This window comes from Pantoea sp. USHLN298 (assembly GCF_037149395.1).
Taxonomy (GTDB): Bacteria; Pseudomonadota; Gammaproteobacteria; order Enterobacterales; family Enterobacteriaceae; genus Pantoea; species Pantoea astica.
The window spans coordinates 404,537-427,787 of the sequence record NZ_JBBCRO010000006.1 but is presented as its reverse complement, the minus strand read 5'-3'; the positions used below and the strand labels follow the sequence as shown (position 1 = coordinate 427,787).

Annotated in this window: 20 protein-coding genes and 3 tRNA genes; 15 read left to right on the top strand and 8 right to left on the bottom strand. The window is 56.5% G+C overall.

Going from position 1 to position 23,251, the window contains the following annotated elements:
* Positions 1–180: 180 nt before the first annotated feature.
* The 5 genes from aaeX to WFK59_RS17715 all read left to right on the top strand — a co-directional run bounded on the left by aaeX (position 181) and on the right by WFK59_RS17715 (position 5,175).
* Positions 181–384: a p-hydroxybenzoic acid efflux pump operon protein AaeX gene (gene aaeX, locus WFK59_RS17735; protein ID WP_031375118.1), complete on the top strand. Its 204-nt coding sequence runs from the start codon at positions 181–183 to the stop codon at positions 382–384.
* 7 nt (positions 385–391) lie between these two features.
* A complete protein-coding gene (gene aaeA / locus WFK59_RS17730) occupies positions 392–1,324 on the top strand; it encodes a p-hydroxybenzoic acid efflux pump subunit AaeA (protein ID WP_233986985.1) in 933 nt (310 codons plus the stop codon).
* A 9-nt stretch (positions 1,325–1,333) separates the two neighbouring features.
* Positions 1,334–3,286 (top strand): p-hydroxybenzoic acid efflux pump subunit AaeB, encoded by a 1,953-nt coding sequence (gene aaeB, locus WFK59_RS17725; RefSeq protein ID WP_262287815.1) that lies wholly within the window; start codon positions 1,334–1,336, stop codon positions 3,284–3,286.
* A gap of 112 nt (positions 3,287–3,398) precedes the next feature.
* A complete protein-coding gene (locus WFK59_RS17720) occupies positions 3,399–4,850 on the top strand; it encodes an NAD-dependent succinate-semialdehyde dehydrogenase (RefSeq protein WP_262287816.1) in 1,452 nt (483 codons plus the stop codon).
* A 55-nt stretch (positions 4,851–4,905) separates the two neighbouring features.
* On the top strand, positions 4,906–5,175 hold the full coding sequence (locus WFK59_RS17715; RefSeq protein WP_233986988.1) for a barstar family protein: 270 nt from the start codon (positions 4,906–4,908) through the stop codon (positions 5,173–5,175).
* A 53-nt stretch (positions 5,176–5,228) separates the two neighbouring features.
* Here WFK59_RS17715 and yhcN (WFK59_RS17710) read toward each other — a convergent pair whose 3' ends face one another.
* The 4 genes from yhcN (WFK59_RS17710) to argR form a co-directional block, all read right to left on the bottom strand.
* A complete protein-coding gene (gene yhcN, locus WFK59_RS17710; RefSeq protein WP_094121106.1) occupies positions 5,229–5,492 on the bottom strand; it encodes a peroxide/acid stress response protein YhcN in 264 nt (87 codons plus the stop codon).
* A 97-nt stretch (positions 5,493–5,589) separates the two neighbouring features.
* Complete coding sequence (locus tag WFK59_RS17705; protein ID WP_233986989.1) at positions 5,590–5,862, bottom strand: YdgH/BhsA/McbA-like domain containing protein; 273 nt, start codon at positions 5,860–5,862, stop codon at positions 5,590–5,592.
* A gap of 94 nt (positions 5,863–5,956) precedes the next feature.
* Complete coding sequence (yhcN, locus tag WFK59_RS17700) at positions 5,957–6,220, bottom strand: peroxide/acid stress response protein YhcN (RefSeq protein WP_233986990.1); 264 nt, start codon at positions 6,218–6,220, stop codon at positions 5,957–5,959.
* Positions 6,221–6,709: 489 nt separating this feature from the next.
* Positions 6,710–7,180 (bottom strand): transcriptional regulator ArgR, encoded by a 471-nt coding sequence (argR, locus tag WFK59_RS17695; RefSeq protein WP_031375110.1) that lies wholly within the window; start codon positions 7,178–7,180, stop codon positions 6,710–6,712.
* Positions 7,181–7,611: 431 nt separating this feature from the next.
* Here argR and mdh point away from each other — a divergent pair, with 431 nt between their 5' ends.
* A complete protein-coding gene (mdh, locus tag WFK59_RS17690) occupies positions 7,612–8,550 on the top strand; it encodes a malate dehydrogenase (protein WP_233986991.1) in 939 nt (312 codons plus the stop codon).
* Between the two features lie 47 nt (positions 8,551–8,597).
* Here the strand turns inward: mdh and mscM are convergent, their stop codons facing one another.
* The 3 genes from mscM to rsgA form a co-directional block, all read right to left on the bottom strand.
* Positions 8,598–11,930: a miniconductance mechanosensitive channel MscM gene (mscM, locus tag WFK59_RS17685; RefSeq protein WP_336756668.1), complete on the bottom strand. Its 3,333-nt coding sequence runs from the start codon at positions 11,928–11,930 to the stop codon at positions 8,598–8,600.
* Positions 11,931–11,943: 13 nt separating this feature from the next.
* Positions 11,944–12,843 (bottom strand): archaetidylserine decarboxylase, encoded by a 900-nt coding sequence (gene asd / locus WFK59_RS17680; RefSeq protein ID WP_336756666.1) that lies wholly within the window; start codon positions 12,841–12,843, stop codon positions 11,944–11,946.
* A gap of 213 nt (positions 12,844–13,056) precedes the next feature.
* On the bottom strand, positions 13,057–14,106 hold the full coding sequence (rsgA, locus tag WFK59_RS17675) for a small ribosomal subunit biogenesis GTPase RsgA (RefSeq protein ID WP_233986994.1): 1,050 nt from the start codon (positions 14,104–14,106) through the stop codon (positions 13,057–13,059).
* Between the two features lie 101 nt (positions 14,107–14,207).
* Here rsgA and orn point away from each other — a divergent pair, with 101 nt between their 5' ends.
* The 4 genes from orn to WFK59_RS17655 all read left to right on the top strand — a co-directional run bounded on the left by orn (position 14,208) and on the right by WFK59_RS17655 (position 15,186).
* A complete protein-coding gene (gene orn / locus WFK59_RS17670; RefSeq protein WP_233986995.1) occupies positions 14,208–14,756 on the top strand; it encodes an oligoribonuclease in 549 nt (182 codons plus the stop codon).
* Between the two features lie 154 nt (positions 14,757–14,910).
* Positions 14,911–14,986: transfer RNA gene (locus WFK59_RS17665), tRNA-Gly, on the top strand.
* Positions 14,987–15,010: 24 nt separating this feature from the next.
* Positions 15,011–15,086 (top strand) — tRNA-Gly (locus tag WFK59_RS17660).
* A 24-nt stretch (positions 15,087–15,110) separates the two neighbouring features.
* Positions 15,111–15,186 (top strand) — tRNA-Gly (locus WFK59_RS17655).
* Positions 15,187–15,534: 348 nt separating this feature from the next.
* On the opposite strand, the gene queG is transcribed toward WFK59_RS17655, so the two are convergent.
* Positions 15,535–16,674, bottom strand: coding sequence for a tRNA epoxyqueuosine(34) reductase QueG (queG, locus tag WFK59_RS17650; RefSeq protein ID WP_336756663.1), 1,140 nt, complete (start codon positions 16,672–16,674; stop codon positions 15,535–15,537).
* On the opposite strand from queG, the gene nnr reads away from it, so the two are divergent.
* The 5 genes from nnr to miaA are packed head-to-tail and all read left to right on the top strand — an operon-like array spanning position 16,673 to position 23,170.
* The gene (gene nnr, locus WFK59_RS17645) at positions 16,673–18,193 is read left to right on the top strand and encodes a bifunctional ADP-dependent NAD(P)H-hydrate dehydratase/NAD(P)H-hydrate epimerase (RefSeq protein WP_336756662.1); all 1,521 of its coding nucleotides are present in this window, start codon (positions 16,673–16,675) and stop codon (positions 18,191–18,193) included. The two genes, queG and nnr, sit on opposite strands and share 2 nt — an antisense overlap.
* A complete protein-coding gene (gene tsaE, locus WFK59_RS17640) occupies positions 18,190–18,666 on the top strand; it encodes a tRNA (adenosine(37)-N6)-threonylcarbamoyltransferase complex ATPase subunit type 1 TsaE (protein WP_233986998.1) in 477 nt (158 codons plus the stop codon). The genes nnr and tsaE overlap by 4 nt, the downstream gene beginning before the upstream one ends.
* A complete protein-coding gene (gene amiB / locus WFK59_RS17635; protein WP_233986999.1) occupies positions 18,663–20,333 on the top strand; it encodes an N-acetylmuramoyl-L-alanine amidase AmiB in 1,671 nt (556 codons plus the stop codon). Before tsaE ends, amiB begins: the two co-directional genes overlap by 4 nt.
* A 49-nt stretch (positions 20,334–20,382) precedes the next feature.
* On the top strand, positions 20,383–22,227 hold the full coding sequence (mutL, locus tag WFK59_RS17630) for a DNA mismatch repair endonuclease MutL (RefSeq protein WP_336756660.1): 1,845 nt from the start codon (positions 20,383–20,385) through the stop codon (positions 22,225–22,227).
* Positions 22,220–23,170: a tRNA (adenosine(37)-N6)-dimethylallyltransferase MiaA gene (gene miaA / locus WFK59_RS17625; protein WP_336756658.1), complete on the top strand. Its 951-nt coding sequence runs from the start codon at positions 22,220–22,222 to the stop codon at positions 23,168–23,170. The genes mutL and miaA overlap by 8 nt, the downstream gene beginning before the upstream one ends.
* Positions 23,171–23,251 lie beyond the last annotated feature (81 nt).

Sequence of the window (23,251 nt, the reverse complement as noted above, 5' to 3'; positions counted from 1 at the left end):
GTCAGGCGCGTTACTATAAGCGCGCCGGGGTATTTCCCGGTGATTCTTCATTGCCTGTTGCCCTTCGATGATACGCTATTATTAAGCCAGCTGGGGTTCGGATAGAGCGACCAGTGGCTTTTCCTGCGACATCTGACGAGGCAAAGAAGTATCCCGGCAAGGTCGAACTAAGGATTTCTGATGAGTGTGCTTCCGGTATTTGTCATGTTTGGGCTCTCTTTTCCGCCCGTTTTCATCGAATTAATTATCTCGCTAATGCTGTTCTGGTTAGTGAAACGTGTGCTGACGCCGAGCGGTATTTACGATCTTGTCTGGCATCCGGCACTTTTTAATACAGCGCTTTACTGCTGTGTGTTTTACCTTGTATCCCGTTTATTTGTCTGAGGTTTAAGTGAAAGCACTCATAAGAAAAATCGCGCGTTACGCGATTACTATCCTGCTGGTCATCATCGCTGTGGTGATTATTTTCCGCGCCTGGGTGTTTTATACCGAATCGCCCTGGACCCGTGACGCAAAATTCGCTGCCGACGTCGTCGCCATCTCACCCGATGTCACCGGTCTGATTACCGACGTACCGGTTCATGACAACCAGCTGGTGAAGAAGGGCGACACCCTGTTTGTGGTGGATCGCCCGCGTTATCAGAAAGCGCTGGACCAGGCCCAGGCTGACGTCGAATATTATCAGGCGCTGGTCGGTGAGAAACGCCGCGAAGCGGGACGTCGTAACCAGCTCGGTACTTCCGCTATGTCTCGCGAAGCGATTGATCAGGCTAACAACGATCTGCAAACCAGCGAACACCAGCTGGCGAAATCGGTGGCGACCCGCGACCTGGCGAAGATCGATCTGGAGCGCACTACCGTTAAGGCACCGTCTGATGGCTGGGTCACCAACCTGAATGTCTACCAGGGCGAATTTATCACCCGCGGTTCGGTGGCGGTGGCGCTGGTGCAACAGCACTCCTTCTACGTGCTGGCCTACCTGGAAGAGACCAAACTGCACGGCGTGGAGCAGGGCTTCCGCGCTGAAGTGACGCCGCTCGGCAGCAATGTGGTGCTGCGCGGTACGGTGGACAGCGTGGCTGCTGGCGTCACCAACAGCAGCAGCTCGGTCGACAGCAAAGGCATGGCAACTATCGACTCTAACCTGGAGTGGGTACGTCTGGCGCAGCGTGTGCCGGTGCGTATTCGTCTTGATCAACAGCCAGGCAACCGCTTCCCGGCAGGCACCACGGCGACGGTGGTGATCACCGGTCAGGCCGATCGCCAGCCGGAACAGGTGTCGCCAATGACCCGACTGTTTAATCGCCTGCGTGAGTTTGGTTAAGAGGGCGATATGATCGAGTTCTTGCGTTTCCCGGTGAAGCTGACCTTCGCGCTGCTTGCCGCGCTGATGATTGGTTTTCACCTTAACCTTGAAACGCCTCGCTGGGCGGTGATGACCGCGGGCATTGTTGCCGGCGGCACCGCCTTCGCCGCCGGTGGCGATCCCTATTCAGGTGCGCTACGTTACCGCGGTGTGCTGCGAATCATCGGTACCTTCATCGGCTGTATCGCCGCCCTGACCATTATGATCGCCACGGTGCGTGCGCCGGTGGTGATGCTGCTGCTCTGCTGCATCTGGGCCGGTCTTTGCGTCTGGCTCTCATCGCTGATCAAAGTTGAAAACTCCTATGCTCTGGGGCTGGCAGGCTATACCGCACTGATTATCGTGGTTACCGCCGACGCCAGCGGCGGCCTGACGCTGGCACCGCAGTATGCGGTAGAGCGCTGCAGTGAGATCGTGCTCGGGATTTTGTGCGCCATTCTGGCGGATATGATCTTCTCGCCGCGCTCGATTAAAAAAGTGATCGATGCTGAAGTGGACTCGCTGCTGGTGGCGCATTATCAGCTGCTGCAGCTCTGCGTCGCGCACGGTGACAAAGAAGAGGTTGATAAGGCCTGGAGCGCGCTGGTGCGCCGTACCACTGCGCTAAACAGTATGCGCAGCCAGCTGATGATGGAATCCTCGCGCTGGAAGAACAGCAATCGACGGCTGCAGATGCTCAATACGCTCTCGCTGACCCTGATTACCCAGGCGGCCGAAACCTTTCTGATTCAGAATGCGCGCCCCGACTACATTCCGCCGCAGTACCGTTTGCTGATTGAAAAAGAGGCCACGACGGTTGAAGAGGTGCATAAGCGGATGAAGGTGATGCGGCGGGTAATGGGTGCCAGCGGCAAATCGACGCCGGACACGCTGGTGAGCTGGGTCGGCGCAGCAACCGAATATCTGCTGCTGCTCAACGGCATTAAAAGTAACAGCCGTATCACCTCGCTGGAAGAGGAGATCCTGCAACGCGAAATCGTGATTCAGGCGCGTTCGGCTGAAACCCATCACGCGATGATCAATGGCATCCGTACTTTTGTTGCCACAGCGCTGGGATCGTTATTCTGGTTATACACCGGCTGGACCTCGGGTAGCGGCTGCATGGTGATGCTGGCGGTGATTACCGCGCTGGCGATGCGGATGCCGAATCCGCTGATGATGGCGAAAGACTTTCTCTACGGCATGACGGTCGCGGTGCCGCTTGGCGCGCTCTACTTTATCTACGTCTTGCCCAATACCCAGCAGAGCGCACTGTTGCTCTGTATTGCCATCGGCCTGCTCGGCTTTATCGGCGGTATCTTTGTACAGCGACGTCAGCTGGGCACCCTTGGTGCGTTAATCGGGACGCTTAACGTGCTGGTGCTGGATAACCCGATGGAGTTCAGATTCAATGTGTTCCTCGATAACGTGCTGGGCCAGGTGATCGGCTGCTTCGTGGCGATGATGGTGATCCTGTTGATTCGGGATAAATCGAAAGCGCGCACCGGACGCAAACTGCTTAACCGCTTTATGTATGCGGCCGTGTCGGCGATGACCACCAATCAGGCGCGCCGCCGTGAAAACCATCTGCCAGCGCTCTATCAGCAATTGTTTCTGCTGTTAAACCTGTTTCCCGGCGACATCGATAAATATCGCATCGCGCTGACGCTGATCATTGGACATCAGCGGTTACGCAATGCAGAAGTGCCGGTGAATGACGATCTCTCCGCCTACCATCGCCAGCTGCGCTACACCGCCGATCGGGTGATCTCCGCCGGCAGCGATGACAAACGACGCTACTACTTTGAGCAGTTATTGCAGGAGCTGGAGGTCTATCAGCAGAAGCTGGTGCATTACGATGCGCCCGTCAGCGTAACCGAACCGGTAAAACGGCTGGCGACCATGCTGAACAAGTATCAGAACACCCTAATCCAAATCTGAAACCGGCCGCTGCGTCCTGCAGCGGCCGGTGTAATGCCATCCCGTCACAAAACCTGTCGCTTTTGCCAACTATACTCTTCTGACGGAAGGGTAAAATGACAGGAGCGAATCAATGACATCACTGCACACAAGCGAACTATTTCAGACCGGTTATTTAGCTGACGGTCAATGGCATCGCACCTCTACCACTTTTGACGTGACCAATCCCGCCACCGGCGAGGTGATCGCGCAGGTCGCTAAAGCGGGTAAAGCGGAAACGGAGCAGGCGATTGCTGCCGCTGAGCGCGCCTTTCCCGCCTGGCGCGCCCTGACCGCCAAAGCGCGCGCGGAGATCCTTTATCGCTGGTACCAGCTGATCATTGAGAACAAGCGCTGGCTGGGCGAGCTGATGACCGCCGAACAGGGGAAACCGCTGAAAGAGGCGGAAGGCGAAGTGGAGTATGCCGCCAGCTTTATTCAGTGGTTTGCCGAACAGGCAAAACGCGCTAACGGTGAAATCATCCCGCCAGCCAAACCGGGTTCCCGTATTCTGGCGACCCGCGAACCGATTGGCGTTGTTGCTGCCATCACGCCGTGGAATTTTCCGATGGCGATGCTGACGCGCAAGCTGGGTCCGGCGCTGGCGGCAGGCTGTACCGGCATCATCAAACCCGCCAACAATACGCCGCTTTCTGCCTTTGCCTTGCTGGCGTTAGCGAAGCAGGCTGGCGTGCCGGATGGCGTACTCAACGCAGTGGCAGGTGATACGCATGCGATTAGCGACGCCATCATGGCCAGTAAAGCGGTGCGTAAAATCTCGTTCACCGGTTCAACCGAGGTCGGCAAGCTGCTGATGCGCAATGCCGCAGAGACGATGAAAAAAGTCTCTATGGAGCTGGGCGGCAATGCGCCTTATATCGTGTTTGAGGATGCGGATATTGATGCCGCCGTGCAGGGCGCGATCGCCAATAAATTCCGTAATGCGGGTCAGGTCTGTGTCAGCGTGAACCGCTTCTACATTCACAGCGCTATCTATGACCGCTTTACCCGCCAGCTGGCAGACGAAGTCAGTAAGCTCAAAGTGGGTAACGGCATGGAAGAGGGAGTGATTGTCGGGCCGCTGATTGAGGCCTCTGCGCTGGAAAAGGTGGAACAGCACGTTAAGGATGCGGTCGCCAAAGGCGGCAAACTGCTGGCTGGCGGCGAGCGTCATGCGCTGGGTGGCAACTTCTGGCAACCGACGGTGATTACCGAGGCGCACGAAGGAATGCAGCTGGCACAGGAAGAGACCTTTGGTCCGGTCGCCGCCTGCTTCCGGTTCGATGATGAGGCAGAGGTGATCCGCCGCGCCAACGATACGCCCTTTGGTCTGGCGGCTTATTTCTACACCCAGAACCTGCAGCGGGTGTTCCGCGTCTCTGCCGCGCTGGAAAGCGGCATGATCGGGATAAACGAATGCGCCGTGTCGACGGAAGTCGCGCCGTTTGGTGGCGTGAAAGAGTCGGGACTGGGGCGCGAAGGTTCGGTGCTGGGTATGGAAGAGTATCTGGAGATCAAAGCGCTGCATCTCGGCGGTTTGGGCTAGCGGTCAGGAACGGGCGGCGCGGGTCGCCCGCAGACGGAGGATGGGAGCCGTCAGCATGAAAACCGAGCGTTTTGATTTCAATGAGATAGTCGATCAGGCACATTTTTTTCGCCAGTTCAGCGAGCGGTTTGCGCTGGAAGAGCGGCGGATCTGCGATCTGGATGGACTATGGGATGTGGTGACCGGCGATCTGTTGCCGATGCCGCTGGAGATTGAGTTTGTAAATCTGGGGAAAGGGCAGCGACGACGCTATGGTGCGCTGATTTTGCTGTTTGATGAAGCAGAAGAGGAGCTGGAAGGTCAGCTGCACTTTAACGTCAGATGAAAAAGGGCCCCGGCGAGCGGGGCCAAAGGGTTCGTCATAAATCTGACGAGGAATTACTTATAGAGCTGAGCGGTGAAGTGATAGTTATCGCCGGTACGGGCCTCAATCACTTTATAGGCGCTGGCACCCTGCTCATCGGCTTTCTGAGAAAGCTCCGCACGATAATCCATCGGTGCCCCCGCTGTACCACTGATGGTGACGGTTCCCGCAGGCTGCAGGTTTTGTGTCTGTTCACCGGTTACCAGCTGTGCGGCAGAAGCGCCGAACGCCATAACGGAAAGCAGGCTGACTGTAGCGATGGTTGTTTTGATTTTCATTGTTCGTCTCCTCATTACGTTCAACAACCTGCGGTGAAAAGAAAGAAGCGGGTCGTCGATACGGGTCCGGCGCCGTTCAGGGCGACGTGACGGTTAATTATTTATACAGCTCAGCGGTGACGTGGTAGGTGTCATCCTGGTTGTTTTCGATGATGCGATAGTGGCTGGCACCCTGCGCATCGGCTTTCTCAGACAGAACCTGACGGATATTGGTCTGATCGCCGTCACGGCCGCTGACGCTGATAGTCTGGTTCATCGGTTGCAGATTCTGGCTCTGTGCCTGCTGATTCGATACCAGGCTGGCTGCGCTGGCACCCATTGAGAACACGGAAGCCAGACTCAGTACGGCAATAGCGAATGTCTTTTTCATGATTAACTCTCCTGAAATTGTTTGCCTGAACCCACCGAGGCGCATAACCGCGCGTCAAAAAGAGGGTTCGGGGCGATATCTGATGACGCTGGGCTTAGTTGTACAAACGGGCAGTGGCGTGATAGTTGCCGTTGTTGTACGCCTCGATCACGCGATAGGCTTTTGCGCCCTGCTGATCGGCTTTATCACTCAGCTGCTGGTTAATTTCCATCGGTGAGCCTGCAACGCCACTGACGCTGACGGTACCTGCGGGTTGCAGATCCTGTGCCTGCGCTGCGGTGACAGATTCTGCTGCCACAGCACCAAAAGAAAGAGCAGAGAGAATGCTCAGCGTAGCGATGGTAGTTTTTACGTTCATGTATTTTTCCTCGTCGTCAATTTTTATCTTTTTAGTTGGTGTGATTTGCATCACGAAAAGAAGTATAGAACTAATAACGGAAGAAATTAATACTCCGCTAATAATGTTTTTTTGTGATTCTTTATCCTTATGGCTACTTTTAATAACCCAGCGTTATAAAAACCGGCTGAAAAATGACCTTTTCAGCCCTTTTTGCTGCAAAAACAGCGGGATAAATCACTTTATCTTTTTGTGCGAAAAGAGGTGGTCGATCAGCCTGGACTTTGATTCAGATCTGGGTAATGTCGCCAGTGTCGTGATGTAAAGCAGTGTAAAATAGCGCGAAAGGTTAAGCAGACCAAAAGGTATGACCATTATTCAGACGAGAGAAAACGACCAAAGCATGACGCTAACGCACTGATTTTAATCAGGACAGGGCAGGAGAAGTGGCAGGCGCGGGCAAAACAGGCTGTTGACCGGCACGATTATGCTCAGTCAACAGGTCCGCTATCAGAGTTCCTGTTCAAACAGGTTAAGAATGGCACCGTGCAGTTGCTTAACCGTGAAGTCGCGTGCGCGGGTGATAAAAATGGTGTCATCCCCGGCGATGGTGCCCAGGATGCCTTCTGATTTGCCCAGCGAGTCGAGCAGGCGCGCAATCAGCTGTGCGGCGCCCGGGCTGGTATGAATCACCACCAGCGCATCGTTGTAATCGATGTCCAGAACCAGGTTTTTTAACGGGCTGGTGGTGGTCGGCACGCCAAGTTCGGCAGGCAAGCAATAAACCATCTCCATTTTGGCATTGCGGGTGCGTACCGCGCCAAATTTGGTCAGCATACGAGAAACCTTTGACTGGTTGATGTTCTCGAAGCCTTCATCCTGGAGCGCCTGAACGATTTCGCCCTGGGAACTGAATTTTTCTTCTTTTAATAAGGCCTTGAAAGCCTTGATCAGATCGTCTTGTTTCGATGGGTTTCGCATAGGTTACCAATAAATAGAGGGAATAACCGCGCAGCCGCCCGCGGCAGAGTGGTGATTATGCATTTAAATGCATTTTTATGCAATCGGTTGATTGATGAACAGGGTTCGGGCGGCTAGCGGGCGGCGATAATAGCAAAGAAATCGTCTCATACCAAAACCCCTGTCACAGCGCTGGAAGGCGAAGGTTGCAAAGTTGTTATATTATTGGTGGTGTAGTAACAGAAAACGCACGTAGCCGTTCTCTGTCTGACGACGGCACAGTTGTCGGTCATTCAGGTATGAAGATGATAAGTAACTTTTGAATCCGGCGATTAAGTGTGAAAACACGTAGAATTAACAGCGGATATTTATCATCGCCTGAGCAGTTGATTAAGGTCTGACACAGATAGAATTTCGGCCCATCTCTGCCCCACCTTAATAAGGAGTTAAGAATGAAAGTTGCCGTTCTCGGTGCCGCTGGCGGCATAGGCCAGGCGCTCGCACTTCTGCTCAAAACCCAGCTTCCTGCAGGTTCAGAACTTTCACTGTATGACATCGCACCGGTGACGCCGGGTGTTGCCGTCGATCTCAGCCATATTCCGACGGCGGTCGCTATCAAGGGATTTAGTGGAGAAGACGCCACGCCCGCCTTGCAGGGTGCCGATGTGGTACTGATCTCTGCTGGTGTAGCGCGTAAGCCTGGTATGGATCGCGCCGACCTGTTCAACGTGAATGCCGGCATTGTGCGCAATCTGATTGATCAGGTGGCGACGACGGCACCCAAAGCCTTAATCGGGGTGATCACTAACCCGGTCAATACCACGGTGGCGATTGCGGCGGAGGTGCTGAAAAAACATGGCGTCTACGACAAAAACCGCCTGTTTGGCGTCACCACGCTGGATATCATCCGCGCCAATACCTTTGTGGCCGCGTTAAAAGGTAAGCAACCTGGCGAGGTTGAGGTACCGGTTATCGGCGGTCATTCCGGTGTGACCATTCTGCCTCTGCTGTCGCAGGTGCCAGGCGTCAGCTTCAGCGAACAGGAAGTGGCGGATCTCACCAAACGCATCCAGAACGCCGGGACGGAAGTGGTTGAAGCCAAAGCGGGTGGCGGTTCTGCCACGCTGTCGATGGGCCAGGCTGCCGCGCGTTTCGGTTTATCGCTGGTGCGTGCGCTTAACGGTGAGGCCAATGTGGTGGAGTGTGCTTATGTAGAAGGGGATGGCGAATATGCGCGTTTCTTCTCTCAGCCGCTGCTGCTGGGTAAAAACGGCATTGCCGAGCGTCAGCCGATTGGCACGCTGAGTGCTTTCGAACAGCAGGCGCTGACCGGGATGCTGGATACGCTGAAGAAAGATATCGCCCAGGGCGAAGAATTTGTGAAGCAGTAAATCATCGCCCTGACCCAACAACGCCCGGCTTAGCCGGGCGTTGTCGTTTACAGGCCGCCAGATTTATAAGCGCGTGCCGCGGGCGTACCGTTGCTGGCTGGCAGCTTCTTGCCCAGCATCTCCATCCGCATCTGGAACGGCGGGAACGGCATCTCGATACCGTGCTGCTCAAATCCGCTGAGGATCAGCTGATGCAGCTCATGACGCAGCGGCATACGATGCCCCATCTCAGCCGCATGTACACGCAGTTCAAACAGCTGAATGCCCTGCTGTAAATCGACCAGGAAAACTTCAGGTGGCGGCGTATCCAGCACATAGCTGCAACGTTCAGCCGCCTGTTTCAGGATGGTTGTCACCTGTTCGCTGCTGACTTTCGCCGGTGCAGGAATGGTCAGCACCACACGCGTCACCGAATCGGACAGCGACCAGTTAACGAACTGCTCGGTGATAAAGGCTTTGTTCGGCACAATAATCTCTTTGCGGTCCCAGTCAGTGATCGTGGTGGCGCGGGTATTGATGCGGGTAATGCTGCCGGTCAGGTCGCGAATCGTGACCGTGTCGCCAATGCGGATCGGTTTTTCAAACAGAATGATCAGACCCGAGATAAAGTTGGCAAAAATTTCCTGCAAGCCAAAACCGAGCCCGACACCGAGTGCGGCCACCAGCCACTGTAATTTCGACCACTCAATACCGATCAGCGAGAAACCAATCAATCCGCCAATCAGCAACAGCAGGTATTTGGTCAGCGTGGTGATGGCATAGCCGGTACCGGGCGTCAGATTAAGGTGCTGCAGCAGCGCCAGTTCCAGCAGAGCGGGCATATTGCGCACCAGCTGGGTGGTGATAATAAACACCAGAATGGCGATCAGCACCGAACCCAGGGTAATCGGCTGGATAGACTCCACGCCCTGCACCGAGGTGTTGACGTCCCACAGCGGAATATTCTCCAGGAAGCCAAAAGCGGAGTGAATTTCCGACCACAGCACAATCACCGAAACCAGCGCAATCAGCGTCAGAATTGAGCGCACCAGCCGCAGCGACTGCGCACTGATAGCGTCAAGATCGATAACCGGCTCTTCAATCTCAATCGCGTCGGTATTCTGTGCGCCTTGTTCTTTCTCTTCTTCACTGCGCGCCCGGTTCGCCAGCATATCAGCGCGGCGCTGACGGGCGCGGTCAAAGCCAAGACGGCGCCGCTGAATCAGCATCCAGCGGCGGATAATGTGATAGATCACCAGCAGCAGGAACCAGATGGCAACCGAGGTTTCCAGCCGGGCCAGCAAGGCCTGCGCCGTCGCCAGATAACCGATTGCCGAGGCGAGCGCCGCCATCAGCGGCATCGCGATCATCAGGTTCCACAGCATACGGTTGATCATGTTGTCGCCGTTGCCCTCTTTATCCAGATAGAGCGGAATCCCGGCGCGTTTCAGGCTGACGGTAACGATGCTGATCGCGCCACAAATCAGAATGAAACAGAGGCGTCCCAGTGACGAAGAGAACTGACGATCTTCCAGATTACCAAAGGCGATTAACAGCATGATCAGCGGCACAATCAGACCGATGCTCAGCGAGTAGTAGCGCATAGCGCGCGCCACGCGGTTCTGCGGCCAGCGGAAATGGACGATGAACAGGCCGTTGGAGCGGGCAAAGGCGGCGCTGATCATAAAGGCCCACAGCAGCGGCAGCGTGGCGGTAATACCATCGCCGATGGCGACGGCAATCGGGTAGGGCCAGGCGTTCTGCAGACCATAACCCAGCGTGCCCCACAACACCGGCAGCGGCAGCGCCACCAGTATCGACCAGAATACGGTACGAATGGTGAGCCGGAAGCGGTCCTGAGTGACCTTGCCGACTTTGCTGGCGGAGCGTTCAAGGAAGGCGTTGAAGTGACGACGCGAACTGATGCTGAAACCGACCAGCAGCAGGGCGCCAATGATCGGCAGCACGGTGTTGCGGCTGGTAAACATCATTGCCATCGCTTTGCCGAGCTGACCCAGTGTATCCAGCGACAGCAGGCGTGATAGATCCTTAGCCAGATCCAGCGGGTAACTCAGGCCGATCGGGCTGACGTCGGCGGTCCAGAACAGATAACGGTGGGTGGCATCTTTTACTTCGGTCAGCGCATCCTGCAACTGCGTGTTGCCGACCTTCAGCTTGGTGATCTCCAGGATCAGGGTGTCGCAGCCGGAGATCAGGGAATTAAGCAGTTCGCGCTGGGTCCGCAACTGGGCATCAAGGATTCGCTTCTGCTCGCTGGTAAAGGGCTGTCCATCCGCCTGATGGCCCTTGCGTAGCGCCTCCTGACGATCCAGCAAATCTTCATAATGGAGTCGCTGAACCCGCAGCTGCGCCATCTCGTTATCAATCTGCTGAGATTTGGGCATCTCCGGCAGACGCGCCACCTGGGCCCGTAGCGCTTCCCCCAGTAAATTAGAGGCGCCGAGCCACTGTGACTGCTCGCGCAGGGTTGAGAGCGCCTGACGTACCTGAATAATTTGATTGGTTGCCAGCCGCTGCTGCGACGCTACCAGATCCATCCGCTGCGCCTGCTGATTCAGGGCAACGGAGAGATCGCGGTTAACGCGGAACTGATCGCTGATTGCCGGTGGCAGATCGCCACTGTTTTCCGCCAGTTGCTCGGTGCGTGCCAGCGCCAGTTCGGCTTCACGCTGGCGCTGATCGTTGAGCTGATTACGCAGCGCCTGCAGATAGTTATCCAGCTGAGCGGCTTTGCGCTGGTGCGCTTCGGCCCGCATCCGCGCCAGTTCCTGACGATTATTGGCGGAGAGCTGCGCCAGCTCCAGCTCATCGACGCGCGCTTTATTGGCGGCATTTTCCGCCTGACGCGCCGCCAGTTGCAGCTGGCCCTGCGGCGAGGCGCTGTTGCTGGCCGCCTGCAAACGTCGTTCACTTTCGGTCATGGCGCGGCGGGCTTCGGTCTGCTGTTGTGGCAGCTGCGACAGGGAGTCGCTGATCTCACGTGCGCGATCCTGCTCCTGCTGCGCCTGACGACCCTCTTCCAGCAGCTGGCTGCTGACCTGCAGAATCTCCTGATCCAGTTCCGCGCTGCTCATGTTGCTGCGCACGGTCTTTGCGCTGTCGCCCATCGCAGCGATCTGTTGACGTAACTCGCGAGCCAGACGCGGGAAATCATCAATGACCTGCTGATACTGGGCGGCACGCTCCAGCGAGTCATCACGTTCAGAGAGGAAATTTAACGCGGCTTCAATGGACTGGATCTGTTCTGCCTGGGCGGGTGAACTTTTGGCGGCTTTGACTTCTTCCAGCTGCTGTTTTAGCTGGTTCGCGTCAGGCAGGCTGGCCGCAAAGGCCGAGCTGCTGAGCCACAGGCTCAGCAGCAGGAGGAGAATCGAACGCACAGGTGACACTCACTTAGTCGACGATGACGTCGGAAACGTCTGTCGCCACCGGCAGGGCAATCGCCAGCGGTTGACCCAGACGGGTTTTACTTTCAGCTTCAAGGCTTTCAGCCAGTTTGACCCGGCCCGGTGCGAACAGGTTAATCACGGTAGAGCCCAGCTTAAAGCGACCCATTTCCTGACCTTTCAGCAGCACCACCGCACCTTCATCATCCGCTGCCGGATAGTGCCAGCGTTTAATCACGCCTTCACGCGGCGGGGTTATAGTACCGGCCCACACCGTTTCGATGCTGCCGACGATGGTGGCGCCGACCAGAATCTGCACCATTGGACCGATATCCGTCTCGAAATAGCAGATAACACGCTCATTGCGGGCAAACAGGTTAGGGATGTTGCGCGCGGTCAGCGGGTTAACTGAGTAGAGATCGCCCGGCACGTAGATCATCTCACGCAGGATACCGTTGCACGGCATATGAACGCGGTGATAGTCGCGCGGTGCCAGATAGGTCGTAACAAATTCACCGTGAACAAAGCGGGCCGCCATCTGCTCATTTCCCGCCAGCAGGGCTTCAAGCGTGTAGTGATGACCTTTCGCCTGGAAGATCTGGTCACCCTCGATGTGGCCGAGCTGGCTGATTGCGCCATCAGCGGGCAGGGCGATCAGGTTGGCGTCAGCATCCACCGGACGCGCATCGTCTTTTAACGGACGGACAAAGAAGTCGTTAAAGGTGCGATAACTGGCGGTGTCCGGCTTGCGCGCTTCCGCCATGTCGACTTTGTAAAACCAGACAAAGATGTCAATGACCAGTTTGGTCAACCAACCACCGCGGCGACTGGCGCCCCAACCGGCGAGTTCAGTCAGCCATTTCTTCGGGAGAATATGATTCAAGCCGAGTTTCAAACGATCAAACACCTTAGCCTCCTGGCTATTTTCATGACGTTGATAAAAAAGGGAGCGGATTGTAGCAGCGCCCCGGTCAGATGGCGACTATAGCCGATTTATGCCACGCGGCGAATCGCCGGGCCTCTGGCCAATTGGCGCGCAGCATCGGGACCGGGTAACCCGCCGCAGCGGGCAGCACCGCGCGCCGGATGAAAATCTGCGTTCAGGACGCGGTTATACCCGTTAACCTTCACCGTCAGGGAAGTTTTTACGCGTTTTTACCTGCGCCATGCTTTCCAGAATGCGGTGGTAGTTATCGAAACGGGAAACGTTGATTTTTCCCTGCTCTACCGCTTCGCGGATTGCACAGCCGGGATCGCTGCCGTGCTTACAGTCACGAAACTTGCAATCGCCGAGGTAGGCACGAAATTCGACAAATCCGCGGGTGATTTGTTCCGGTTCAAGATGCCATAAGCCAAACTCGCGCACGCCGGGCGAATCGATCACATCGCCGCCGTGTGGGAAGTGATACAACCGCGAGGCGGTGGTGGTGTGCTGACCGAGACCGGAGTTATCAGAGACTTCATTGGTCAGAATGGCCACCTGTTCCTCTTTATCGAGGCCGAGCAGGGCATTCAGCAGGCTCGATTTACCAACGCCAGACTGGCCGGCGAAGATGCTAACGCGATCGGTTAATGCAGCTTCCAGCTCATCCAGACCGTTTTTCGCCCGGCTGGAGACCATGACGACCCGGTAACCAATCTCACGATAAATATCCATCTGCCGATCGACAAAGGCGCGCGCCTTCTCATCCAGCAGATCGGTTTTGTTCAGGACCAGCAGCGGCTCAATATCCAGCGTTTCACTGGCAACCAGATAGCGGTCGATGATGTTCAGCGACAGTTCGGGCAGAATGGCCGACACGATAATGATCTGATCGATATTGGCGGCGATCGGTTTGACGCCATCGTAAAAGTCGGGACGGGTTAATACGCTGGTGCGTTCATGCACCGCTTCGACAATACCTTTGCCGCCGCTCAGCGCCGGACGCCACAGCACGCGGTCGCCGGTCACCAGCGAACGAATAGTACGACGAATATTGCAGCGGTGGGCGACGCCTGCGCTGTCCTCGACATCGGCGTGCATGCCAAAACGGCTGACAACGACCCCATCTGCAGCTTCACCAAACAGATTATCATCCGCTTCCGGACGCTCTCTGCGCTGGTTGAGACGGCGATCGTGGTTAGCGCTTACGCGACGTTGTTGGCCCTTCGACAGTTTATTTTTGCTCACTCACCCTCACAGTGTTAGCCAGATTTCGCCCGGCTGGGCAAAACGTCTATGATACACCTTATTCATCCTGAATGACGACTACAGCAACCGCAGGAAACAGCATGGCTACTGGAAATGAACAGAATCTGATCTGGATTGATCTTGAGATGACCGGACTGGATCCGGAACGCGATCGCATTATTGAGATCGCGACCCTGGTAACGGACGCCAATTTAAACATCCTGGCGGAAGGCCCGGTGATGGCCGTCCACCAGTCTGACGCGCAACTGGCGCTGATGGATGAGTGGAACGTTCGTACCCACACCAACAGTGGACTGGTAGAAAGGGTAAAGGCGAGCCAGATAGACGATCGGGCAGCGGAACTGGCCACCATTGAATTTCTGAAACAGTGGGTGCCAGCCAATACTTCGCCGATTTGCGGTAACAGCATTGGCCAGGATCGGCGCTTCCTGTTCAAATATATGCCTGAGCTGGAAGCCTACTTCCATTATCGCTATCTGGACGTCAGCACGCTGAAAGAACTGGCGCGCCGCTGGAAGCCCGACATCCTGCCTGGCTTTAAAAAGAGCGGTTCACATCAGGCGCTGGATGACATTCGCGAGTCCGTTGCGGAGCTGGCTTACTACCGCGAACACTTTTTGCAGCTTTAATCAACAGCGGGTGCGCAGGAAATCGTCAGGTTGCTGATTTAATCAGCAATCGCGCGGAAAGCGAAAAATTTTGCTTTCAAGGGCTTGCAGCAGCAACGATTTCTCGTATAATGCGCACCCCGTACCGGTGAAGAATTTATTAACGGTACAAGGCGCGGGAATAGCTCAGTTGGTAGAGCACGACCTTGCCAAGGTCGGGGTCGCGAGTTCGAGTCTCGTTTCCCGCTCCAGATTTAATTAGCAGTACCCTCTTTGCGGGAATAGCTCAGTTGGTAGAGCACGACCTTGCCAAGGTCGGGGTCGCGAGTTCGAGTCTCGTTTCCCGCTCCAGATTTTTTAGCACTGCCCTTCTATGCGGGAATAGCTCAGTTGGTAGAGCACGACCTTGCCAAGGTCGGGGTCGCGAGTTCGAGTCTCGTTTCCCGCTCCAGTTTTACGTCATACCCCATCCAGCCGATTATCAGGCTGTTTATTGTTGCGGGATACAAGAGTTTCCAGAAGGTTATCCACAGCACTGCACGCCATCATTTGCGCTGTTTTCCCCGATCTGTAAAATGCTTTTGAACAGAGTTATCCACAGCTTTATCTGTTAACCGAAGCGATAGCCTCATTATTAAATAAACACAACTTTGCGGTAACCCGTTGATAATTATCAATATGAAAATATTTCAGATTGTTATTTCCCAGCGTAATCAGCCTTATGGCATTTGAATGACAACGCCTTTTTATTTTTATTCACAGCATGTGGAAAACGCCTGACTGCCGGCTGGCTGCTCACTCATGCATCACGCGGTAATCCCTTCTCAACTGCACGGACCAGGCGCTTATGCTGCGCGGGCTGCACGTCGACCACCAGCTGCTGACGTTGATCCTGCTGCCGGGCGATAGCCCAGCGGATATGTTCATCCAGCATTTCACTCTCACCCAGCCGCTGCTCCAGCACCGGAATAATCTCTGCTGACCAGGGCGCATTTCCCAGCGCCACGGCGATATTGCGCAGCCAGCGTAAATGACCGATGCGCCGAATGGCCGATCCTTCCGTAATACGCAAAAACTTCGCTTCATCCCACTGAAACAGATCGATCAGTTCGGGCGCATGCAGGGCGGCGCGCGGCGAAAAATCACTTTCATCACTAAGCTGCCCGTAACGATTCCACGGACAGATCAGCTGACAATCGTCACAGCCGTAAATCCGGTTGCCCATCAGCGGACGAAATTCTTCCGGAATGGCCCCTTCCAGTTCGATGGTGAGATAGGAGATGCAGCGCCGGGCATCGACCACATAAGGTTCAACGATGGCGCTGGTCGGGCAGATCGTCATGCAGGCGACGCAGCGGCCGCACTGCTCTTCCTGCGGCGCATCCACGGGCAGCGGCAGGTCAATCAGCAGCTCGCCGAGAAAAAACCATGAACCCGCTTCGCGATTAAGAATCAAAGAGTGTTTGCCGGTCCAGCCGAGCCCGGCTTTCGCGGCCAGCGGCCGTTCAAGCAATGGGGCAGAGTCGACAAAGGGGCGAAAATTGAGCTCGCCACAGTGCTGCTGGATCATTTCTCCGAGCTTTTTCAGTCGATTGCGCAATACTTTGTGGTAATCACGGCCTAAGGCATAACGGCTGACATAGCCCAGTCGGGGATTTTTCAGGGTGCTGGCAAAGGCAGCTTTGGCCGGAAGGTAGTTCATGCGAACGCTGATGACGCGCAGCGTACCGGGTAACAGTTCATGCGGACGCGCCCGCATCATACCGTGGCGCGCCATCCACGCCATCTCGCCATGATATTGCTTGTCCAGCCACGCCTGAAGACGCGGCTCTTCCGCACTCAGATCGGTATCGGCGATACCGACCTGCTGAAAGCCGAGATCCAATCCCCACTGTTTAATCTGTTGTGCGAGTTGATGAAGATCGAGAGGGTATGACATGAGTGACCAGGGTTCGAAGAAAAACCGCCGCAGTTTACCATATTCTGTATGGCCTGCGCAGGCGGTGGCGCAACTGGAGCGTGAAGGTGCTGATGCGCTCGGCATCACCTTGTATGAACTGATGCTGCGCGCCGGACAGGCGGCCTATGAACATCTCAACGCCTGCTGGCCTGACGCCCGGCACTGGCTGATCCTGTGTGGTCATGGCAATAACGGCGGCGATGGCTATGTGGTGGCGCGTCTGGGGCAGGCGGCGGGTAAACAGGTGACGCTGCTGGCCTGTGAAGGGGAGAAACCGCTGCCTGAAGAGGCGCAGCGCGCGCGGGATGCCTGGCTGGATGCGGGCGGCGACATTCATGCTGCGGATGCCGCCTGGCCAGAACAGGTTGATGTAATTGTTGATGCGCTGCTCGGGACCGGCATTAATCGCGCGCCCGCTGAACCCTATAGCACGCTGATCCAGCTGGCGAATGCCCATGCCGCGCCGATCCTCGCTATCGACATGCCTTCTGGTTTAGCCGCCAGTACCGGCAGTGTGCCCGGCGAGGTCATCAACGCCACCCATACCCTGAGCGTGCTGGCGCTTAAACCGGGACAGATTACCGGCAAGGCCCGCGATTATGTCGGTGAGTTGCACTATGCCGACCTTGGCCTGCAGGCTTTTCTGGCGGCGGAATCAGCACCGATGGCGCGCTATGATGCCAGCGCGCTTACGCAGTGGCTCAGGCCGCGTAAACCGACCTCGCACAAAGGCGATCAGGGGCGTTTACTGGTGGTTGGCGGCGATACCGGTACCGCGGGCGCGGTGCGAATGACGGCGGAAGCGGCCCTGCGCAGCGGTAGTGGGTTAGTGCGAGTACTTACTCACAAAGATAATATTATCCCGATCCTGACGGCGCGGCCGGAAATCATGGTCGATGAACTGACTGATGAACAGCTGACCGCCGCACTGGCGTGGGCGGATGTGATTGCGATTGGTCCGGGCCTGGGGCAGCGCGAGTGGGGCAAGCGGGCGCTGGAACGGGTCGCCGAAAGCGAAAAGCCGATGCTTTGGGATGCGGATGCACTTAACCTGCTGGCAATCAGTGCGGAGAAACGTCAGAATCGCATCATTACGCCACATCCTGGCGAAGCGGCACGCCTGCTCAATATCAAGACCAGTGAAGTTGAGAGTGACCGCTTACATGCAGCGCAGATGCTGGCGCAGCGCTACGGTGGTGTGGTGGTACTGAAAGGCGCGGGCACGCTGATCGCCAGCGAGCAGGGTGAAATGGCGTTTGCCGACGTGGGAAATGCCGGTATGGCTTCCGGCGGCATGGGGGATCTCCTGAGTGGGATTATCGCCTCGCTGATGGGCCAGAAACTGGCGCTGTTTGATGCTGCCTGTGCCGGCTGCGTAGCCCACGGTGCCGCTGCGGATGCGGTGGCTGCACAACGAGGCACGCGCGGTATGCTGGCAACAGATTTACTTGAGCTGCTGTGGCAGTTTGTTAATCCTGAGATGAATTACGAAGCATGAAGACCTGTGTTATTTCTTTGCCCGATGAGGCGGCAACGCTCGGTTTGGGCGCTCAGCTGGCGCGTGCCTGTGGCAACGCGGCGGTCATTTATCTCTATGGCGATCTGGGGGCGGGTAAAACCACCTTCAGCCGCGGCTTTCTGCAGGCGCTGGGTCACCAGGGTAACGTAAAAAGCCCGACCTACACGCTGGTCGAGCCTTACACCCTGGGTGAGCGCTCACTTTATCATTTTGACCTCTATCGTCTTGCCGATCCGGAAGAGCTGGAATTTATGGGCATCCGCGATTACTTCAGCGGCGATGCCATCTGTCTGGTCGAATGGCCGCAGCAGGGCGAAGGGTTTCTGCCGTCGCCCGACCTCTCCTTAACGCTGCGCTACGTCGGTGACGCGCGTGAAGCGGAACTGGCGGCCCATACGCCACTGGCAGAGCAGTGGATAGCGTCACTTGCACAACACAGGGACCCGGCATGAAGTCACGGATGAAATGGGCGTTAGTGACACTGCTGCTGCTGGTCTGCACGCCGCTGTTCGCGGCCACACTGTCTGATATCAAAGTCGCCAATGGCGATAACCAGGCTACGGTAACCCTGAGCTTTGCTGGTCAGCCCGTGTATGGTTTCTTCCCGCTGCGCAATCCGGATCGGGTGGTGCTGGATGTGCGCCAGAGTGGGGTAGTGCAGGGACTGCCGCTGAACTTCAGCGGTGAAAACATCGTAAAGCGCATCCGCACCAGCACGCCGAAAGATAAACAGAGCGTACGGCTGGTGTTTGAGCTGACGCAGCCTGGCAAAACCCGGGCGGTTACGCAGCGTAACGGTAGCAACTACAGCGTGGTGTTTACCATTACCGGTACGCGTCCGGCCGTCACCCGCACGGTGCCCGCTCCGGCAACGGCGCCAGCGCGCGCCCCGGTTCAGAGCGCGGCCGCTGCCAATCCGTTTAATGCTAATCCGGTCACCGCTGTCACCAGCACGGCCAGCACGGTACGTCCGGGCAGCGCGGTGAGCCGCAACGACACGGTGATCGTGGCGATTGATGCCGGACACGGCGGTCAGGACCCTGGCGCGATCGGACAGCGCGGGCTGAAAGAGAAGAATGTCACCATCGCTATCGCCCGTAAGCTGCGGGTGCTGCTAAATAATGACCCGATGTTCAAAGGCGTCCTGACCCGTGATGGCGACTACTTTATTTCGGTGATGGGTCGTTCCGACGTGGCGCGTAAAGCCAACGCCAACGTGCTGGTTTCAATTCACGCCGACGCCGCGCCAAGCCATGCGGCGACCGGTGCCTCGGTCTGGGTACTGTCAAACCGTCGCGCCAACAGTGAGATGGCCAACTGGCTGGAGCAGAAAGAGAAACAGTCTGAACTACTGGGCGGCGCAGGCGATCTGCTGGCGAACAGCCAGGCGGACCCTTATCTCAGCCAGGCAGTGCTTGACCTGCAGTTTGGTCATTCACAGCGTGTCGGTTATGACATCGCCCAGAAAGTGCTGCAGCAGTTACGTGGCGTCACCTCGCTGCATAAACGCTTACCTGAGCATGCCAGTCTTGGCGTGCTGCGTTCGCCGGATATTCCTTCGCTGTTGGTGGAAACCGGCTTCATCAGTAATTCCTCGGAGGAGCGACTGCTTGGCAGTAGCGCACACCAGGATAAGATTGCGCAGTCGATCTATAAAGGTCTGCGCACTTATTTCCTGGCGCACCCGCTGCAATCCATCCCAAAGGAGGAAAACCGGCCGCTGGGCTCGTCGCCAGCGGTTAGCGTGGTCAGTAATCCGGCGACCGGTGTGACGCAATATACCGGCGCCGTTCAGCGCCACACGGTGACGCGCGGCGAGACGCTCTCTGGCATCGCCGCGAAGTATGGCGTCAGCATGGCGACCCTGCGTGAGATGAATACGCTGAAGCGCGATGTGGTGTGGGTTGGACAGCGTCTTAAAGTCCCGGCCAGTGCCGCCATCAGCCGGACGACGCGTGCCGCCCCCCGCGGCGTGATACGTCACAAAGTGGTCCGTGGCGATTCCCTGACCGCGATTGCCGCCCACTATGGCGTCAGCCCGAAAGCGATAATGCAGACCAATAATCTGAAGTCGACCAACGTAATGTTGGGGCAGAACCTGAAAATTCCTGCATCCTGATTGTTCGCCCGGCCACTGCGCCGGGCTGTCAGCTAAAAGGATATCCATCATGCCGATACAAATTTTACCGCCGCAGCTGGCGAACCAGATTGCGGCGGGAGAAGTGGTCGAGCGTCCTGCATCGGTTGTGAAAGAGCTGGTGGAAAACAGCCTTGATGCTGGCGCAACGCGCATTGATGTTGAGATTGAAAAGGGCGGCGCGAAGCTGATTCGTATCCGTGATAACGGGTGCGGCATCGTTAAAAGCGAACTGGCGATGGCGCTGGCCCGTCACGCCACCAGTAAAATTGCCTCACTGGATGACCTGGAGGCGATCATGAGCCTCGGTTTTCGTGGTGAAGCGCTGGCCAGCATCAGCTCGGTCTCGCGTCTGACCCTGACCTCACGTACCGCCGATCAAACCGAAGCCTGGCAGGCTTATGCCGAAGGGCGCGATATGGCCGTGACGGTCAAACCGGCTGCGCATCCGTGCGGCACCACGCTGGAAGTGCTGGATCTGTTTTACAACACCCCGGCGCGCCGCAAATTCATGCGTACCGAAAAAACCGAATTTGGCCACATTGACGAAGTGATTCGCCGCATTGCGCTGGCTCGCTTTGATGTCGCTATCTCGCTCAGCCACAATGGCAAAATGATGCGTCAGTATCGGGCGGTGAGTGATGAGAGTCAGCGCGAACGGCGGCTGGCGGCGATTTGCGGCGTGACCTTTATGCAACATGCGTTACGCATCGAGTGGCAGCACGACGATCTGTCGCTGCGCGGCTGGGTCGCCGATCCTACCGGTTCCCGTCAGGTCAGCGAGCTGCAGTATTGCTACGTCAATGGCCGCATGATGCGGGACAAGCTGATCAATCATGCTATTCGTCAGGCTTTCCAGACCCAGCTGCAGGACGATCAGCAGCCCGCCTATGTGCTCTATCTGGAAATTGACCCGCACCAGGTGGATGTTAACGTCCATCCGGCTAAACATGAGGTGCGCTTTCATCAGTCGCGGCTGGTGCATGATTTTATTTATCAGGGCGTGATGAGTGTCCTGCAGGCCAGCGCCTCACCCACCTTGCCGACGCTGCAGGCTGAAGAGCCTGCCCCGCGCTGGCAGCCGGAGAACCGGCAGGCCGCCGGCGGCAACCACTTCTCACAGCCCAGCGCGCGTCGCAGCGAGTCAACGCCCGCCGCCGCGCCCGCCTGGCAGAACAAAGAGAACAGCTATCGTCAGCGGGAAGGGGCGGTTTATCAGCAGTTGCTGAAAACCCCTGCCAGCGGCGCGTCACCGGCGAAGCAGGCTGAAGCTGCGCCGCGTCCCGTCGCTGTCGCTAAAGAGTCACCGCTGGCGGCACATGCTCAGAGTTTTGGCCGGGTACTGACGGTGCTGCATCACCACTATGCGTTACTGGAACAGGATCAGCGATTACTGCTGCTGGCCTTGCCGGTCGCGGCACGCTGGTTAAAACAGGCGCAGCTGCAGCCGGGTGAAGCGGGATTAAAACCGCAGCCGTTACTGATCCCGGTACGGCTTAAAATTGCGCAGACAGAGCGGCAGGCGGCCAAGGAAAATAGCAGTCTGCTCAGTCAGATGGGCATTGATTTGCAGCTGGAAGGGGACCATGTGACCCTCCGCGCGGTTCCTTTACCGTTACGAACACAAAATTTACAAATCTTGATTCCTGAACTGTTAGGCTATCTCGCCCGGCAGCAGGATAACTCTGCGACGCAGCTGGCCCAGTGGCTGGCGCGGCGTCAGGATGCAGAGTCATCTGACTGGAATCACTCACAGGCGATCAATCTGCTGGCTGAGCTCGAAAGGCTCTGTCCACAGTTACTGAAATCGCCGCCTTCAGGTCTGTTACAGGCCATTGAGATTGAGAGCGCGATTGACGCGTTGAAGCATGAGTGAACAAAACCAGGCTGGCCGGCCAAAGGCTATTTTTTTGATGGGACCCACAGCATCGGGTAAAACTGCCTTAGCGATTGAGCTACGTAAGCAGTTGCCAGTGGAACTAATCAGCGTAGATTCTGCCTTAATCTATCGTCAGATGGATATTGGTACGGCGAAACCGTCGGCTGAAGAGTTAGCAGTGGCACCCCATCGTTTGCTGGACATACGCGATCCCGCGGAGGCCTATTCGGCTGCCGAGTTTCGACGTGATGCGTTAGCAGAAATGGCGGATATCGTTCAGGCCGGACGAATTCCGTTGCTTGTTGGTGGAACCATGCTCTACTTCAAGGCGTTACTTGAGGGATTGTCGCCGTTGCCCTCGGCCGATCCTGAGGTTCGTCAGCGGATAGAGCAAACGGCGCGTGAAAAAGGCTGGGAAGCTTTACACCGCCAGCTGTGTGAAATCGACCCGGTTGCCGGCAGTCGTATTCATCCGAATGATCCGCAGAGACTTTCGCGAGCACTGGAAGTTTTTTTTATTTCGGGTAAAACTTTAACGGAACTGACAAAAACTTCCGGCGAAGCGTTACCCTACGACGTGTACCAGTTTGCCATCGCCCCCGCGAGCCGTGAACTGTTACATCAGCGCATCGCGTTGCGTTTTGAGCAGATGCTGGCGTCAGGATTTGAAGCGGAGTCTCGGGCCCTGTTTGCACGAGGTGATTTGCATACGGACATGCCTTCCATTCGTTGTGTGGGTTATCGCCAGATGTGGTCTTATTTATCGGGCGAAATCGATTATGACGAGATGGTTTATCGGGGAATTTGCGCAACCCGGCAACTTGCTAAGCGTCAAATCACCTGGTTACGCGGCTGGGAAAATGTGCACTGGTTAGACAGCGACGAGCCCCAACTGGCGCGTGACAGGGTGTTACAGGTTCTTAGTGCGAAGCATGGGTGATTGTGTACAATTGACTGGTTATCGTGCGCAAATTTTTACGCAGTTTTTTCAGAACCATAGGTTCTACAAGCAACAAACAAC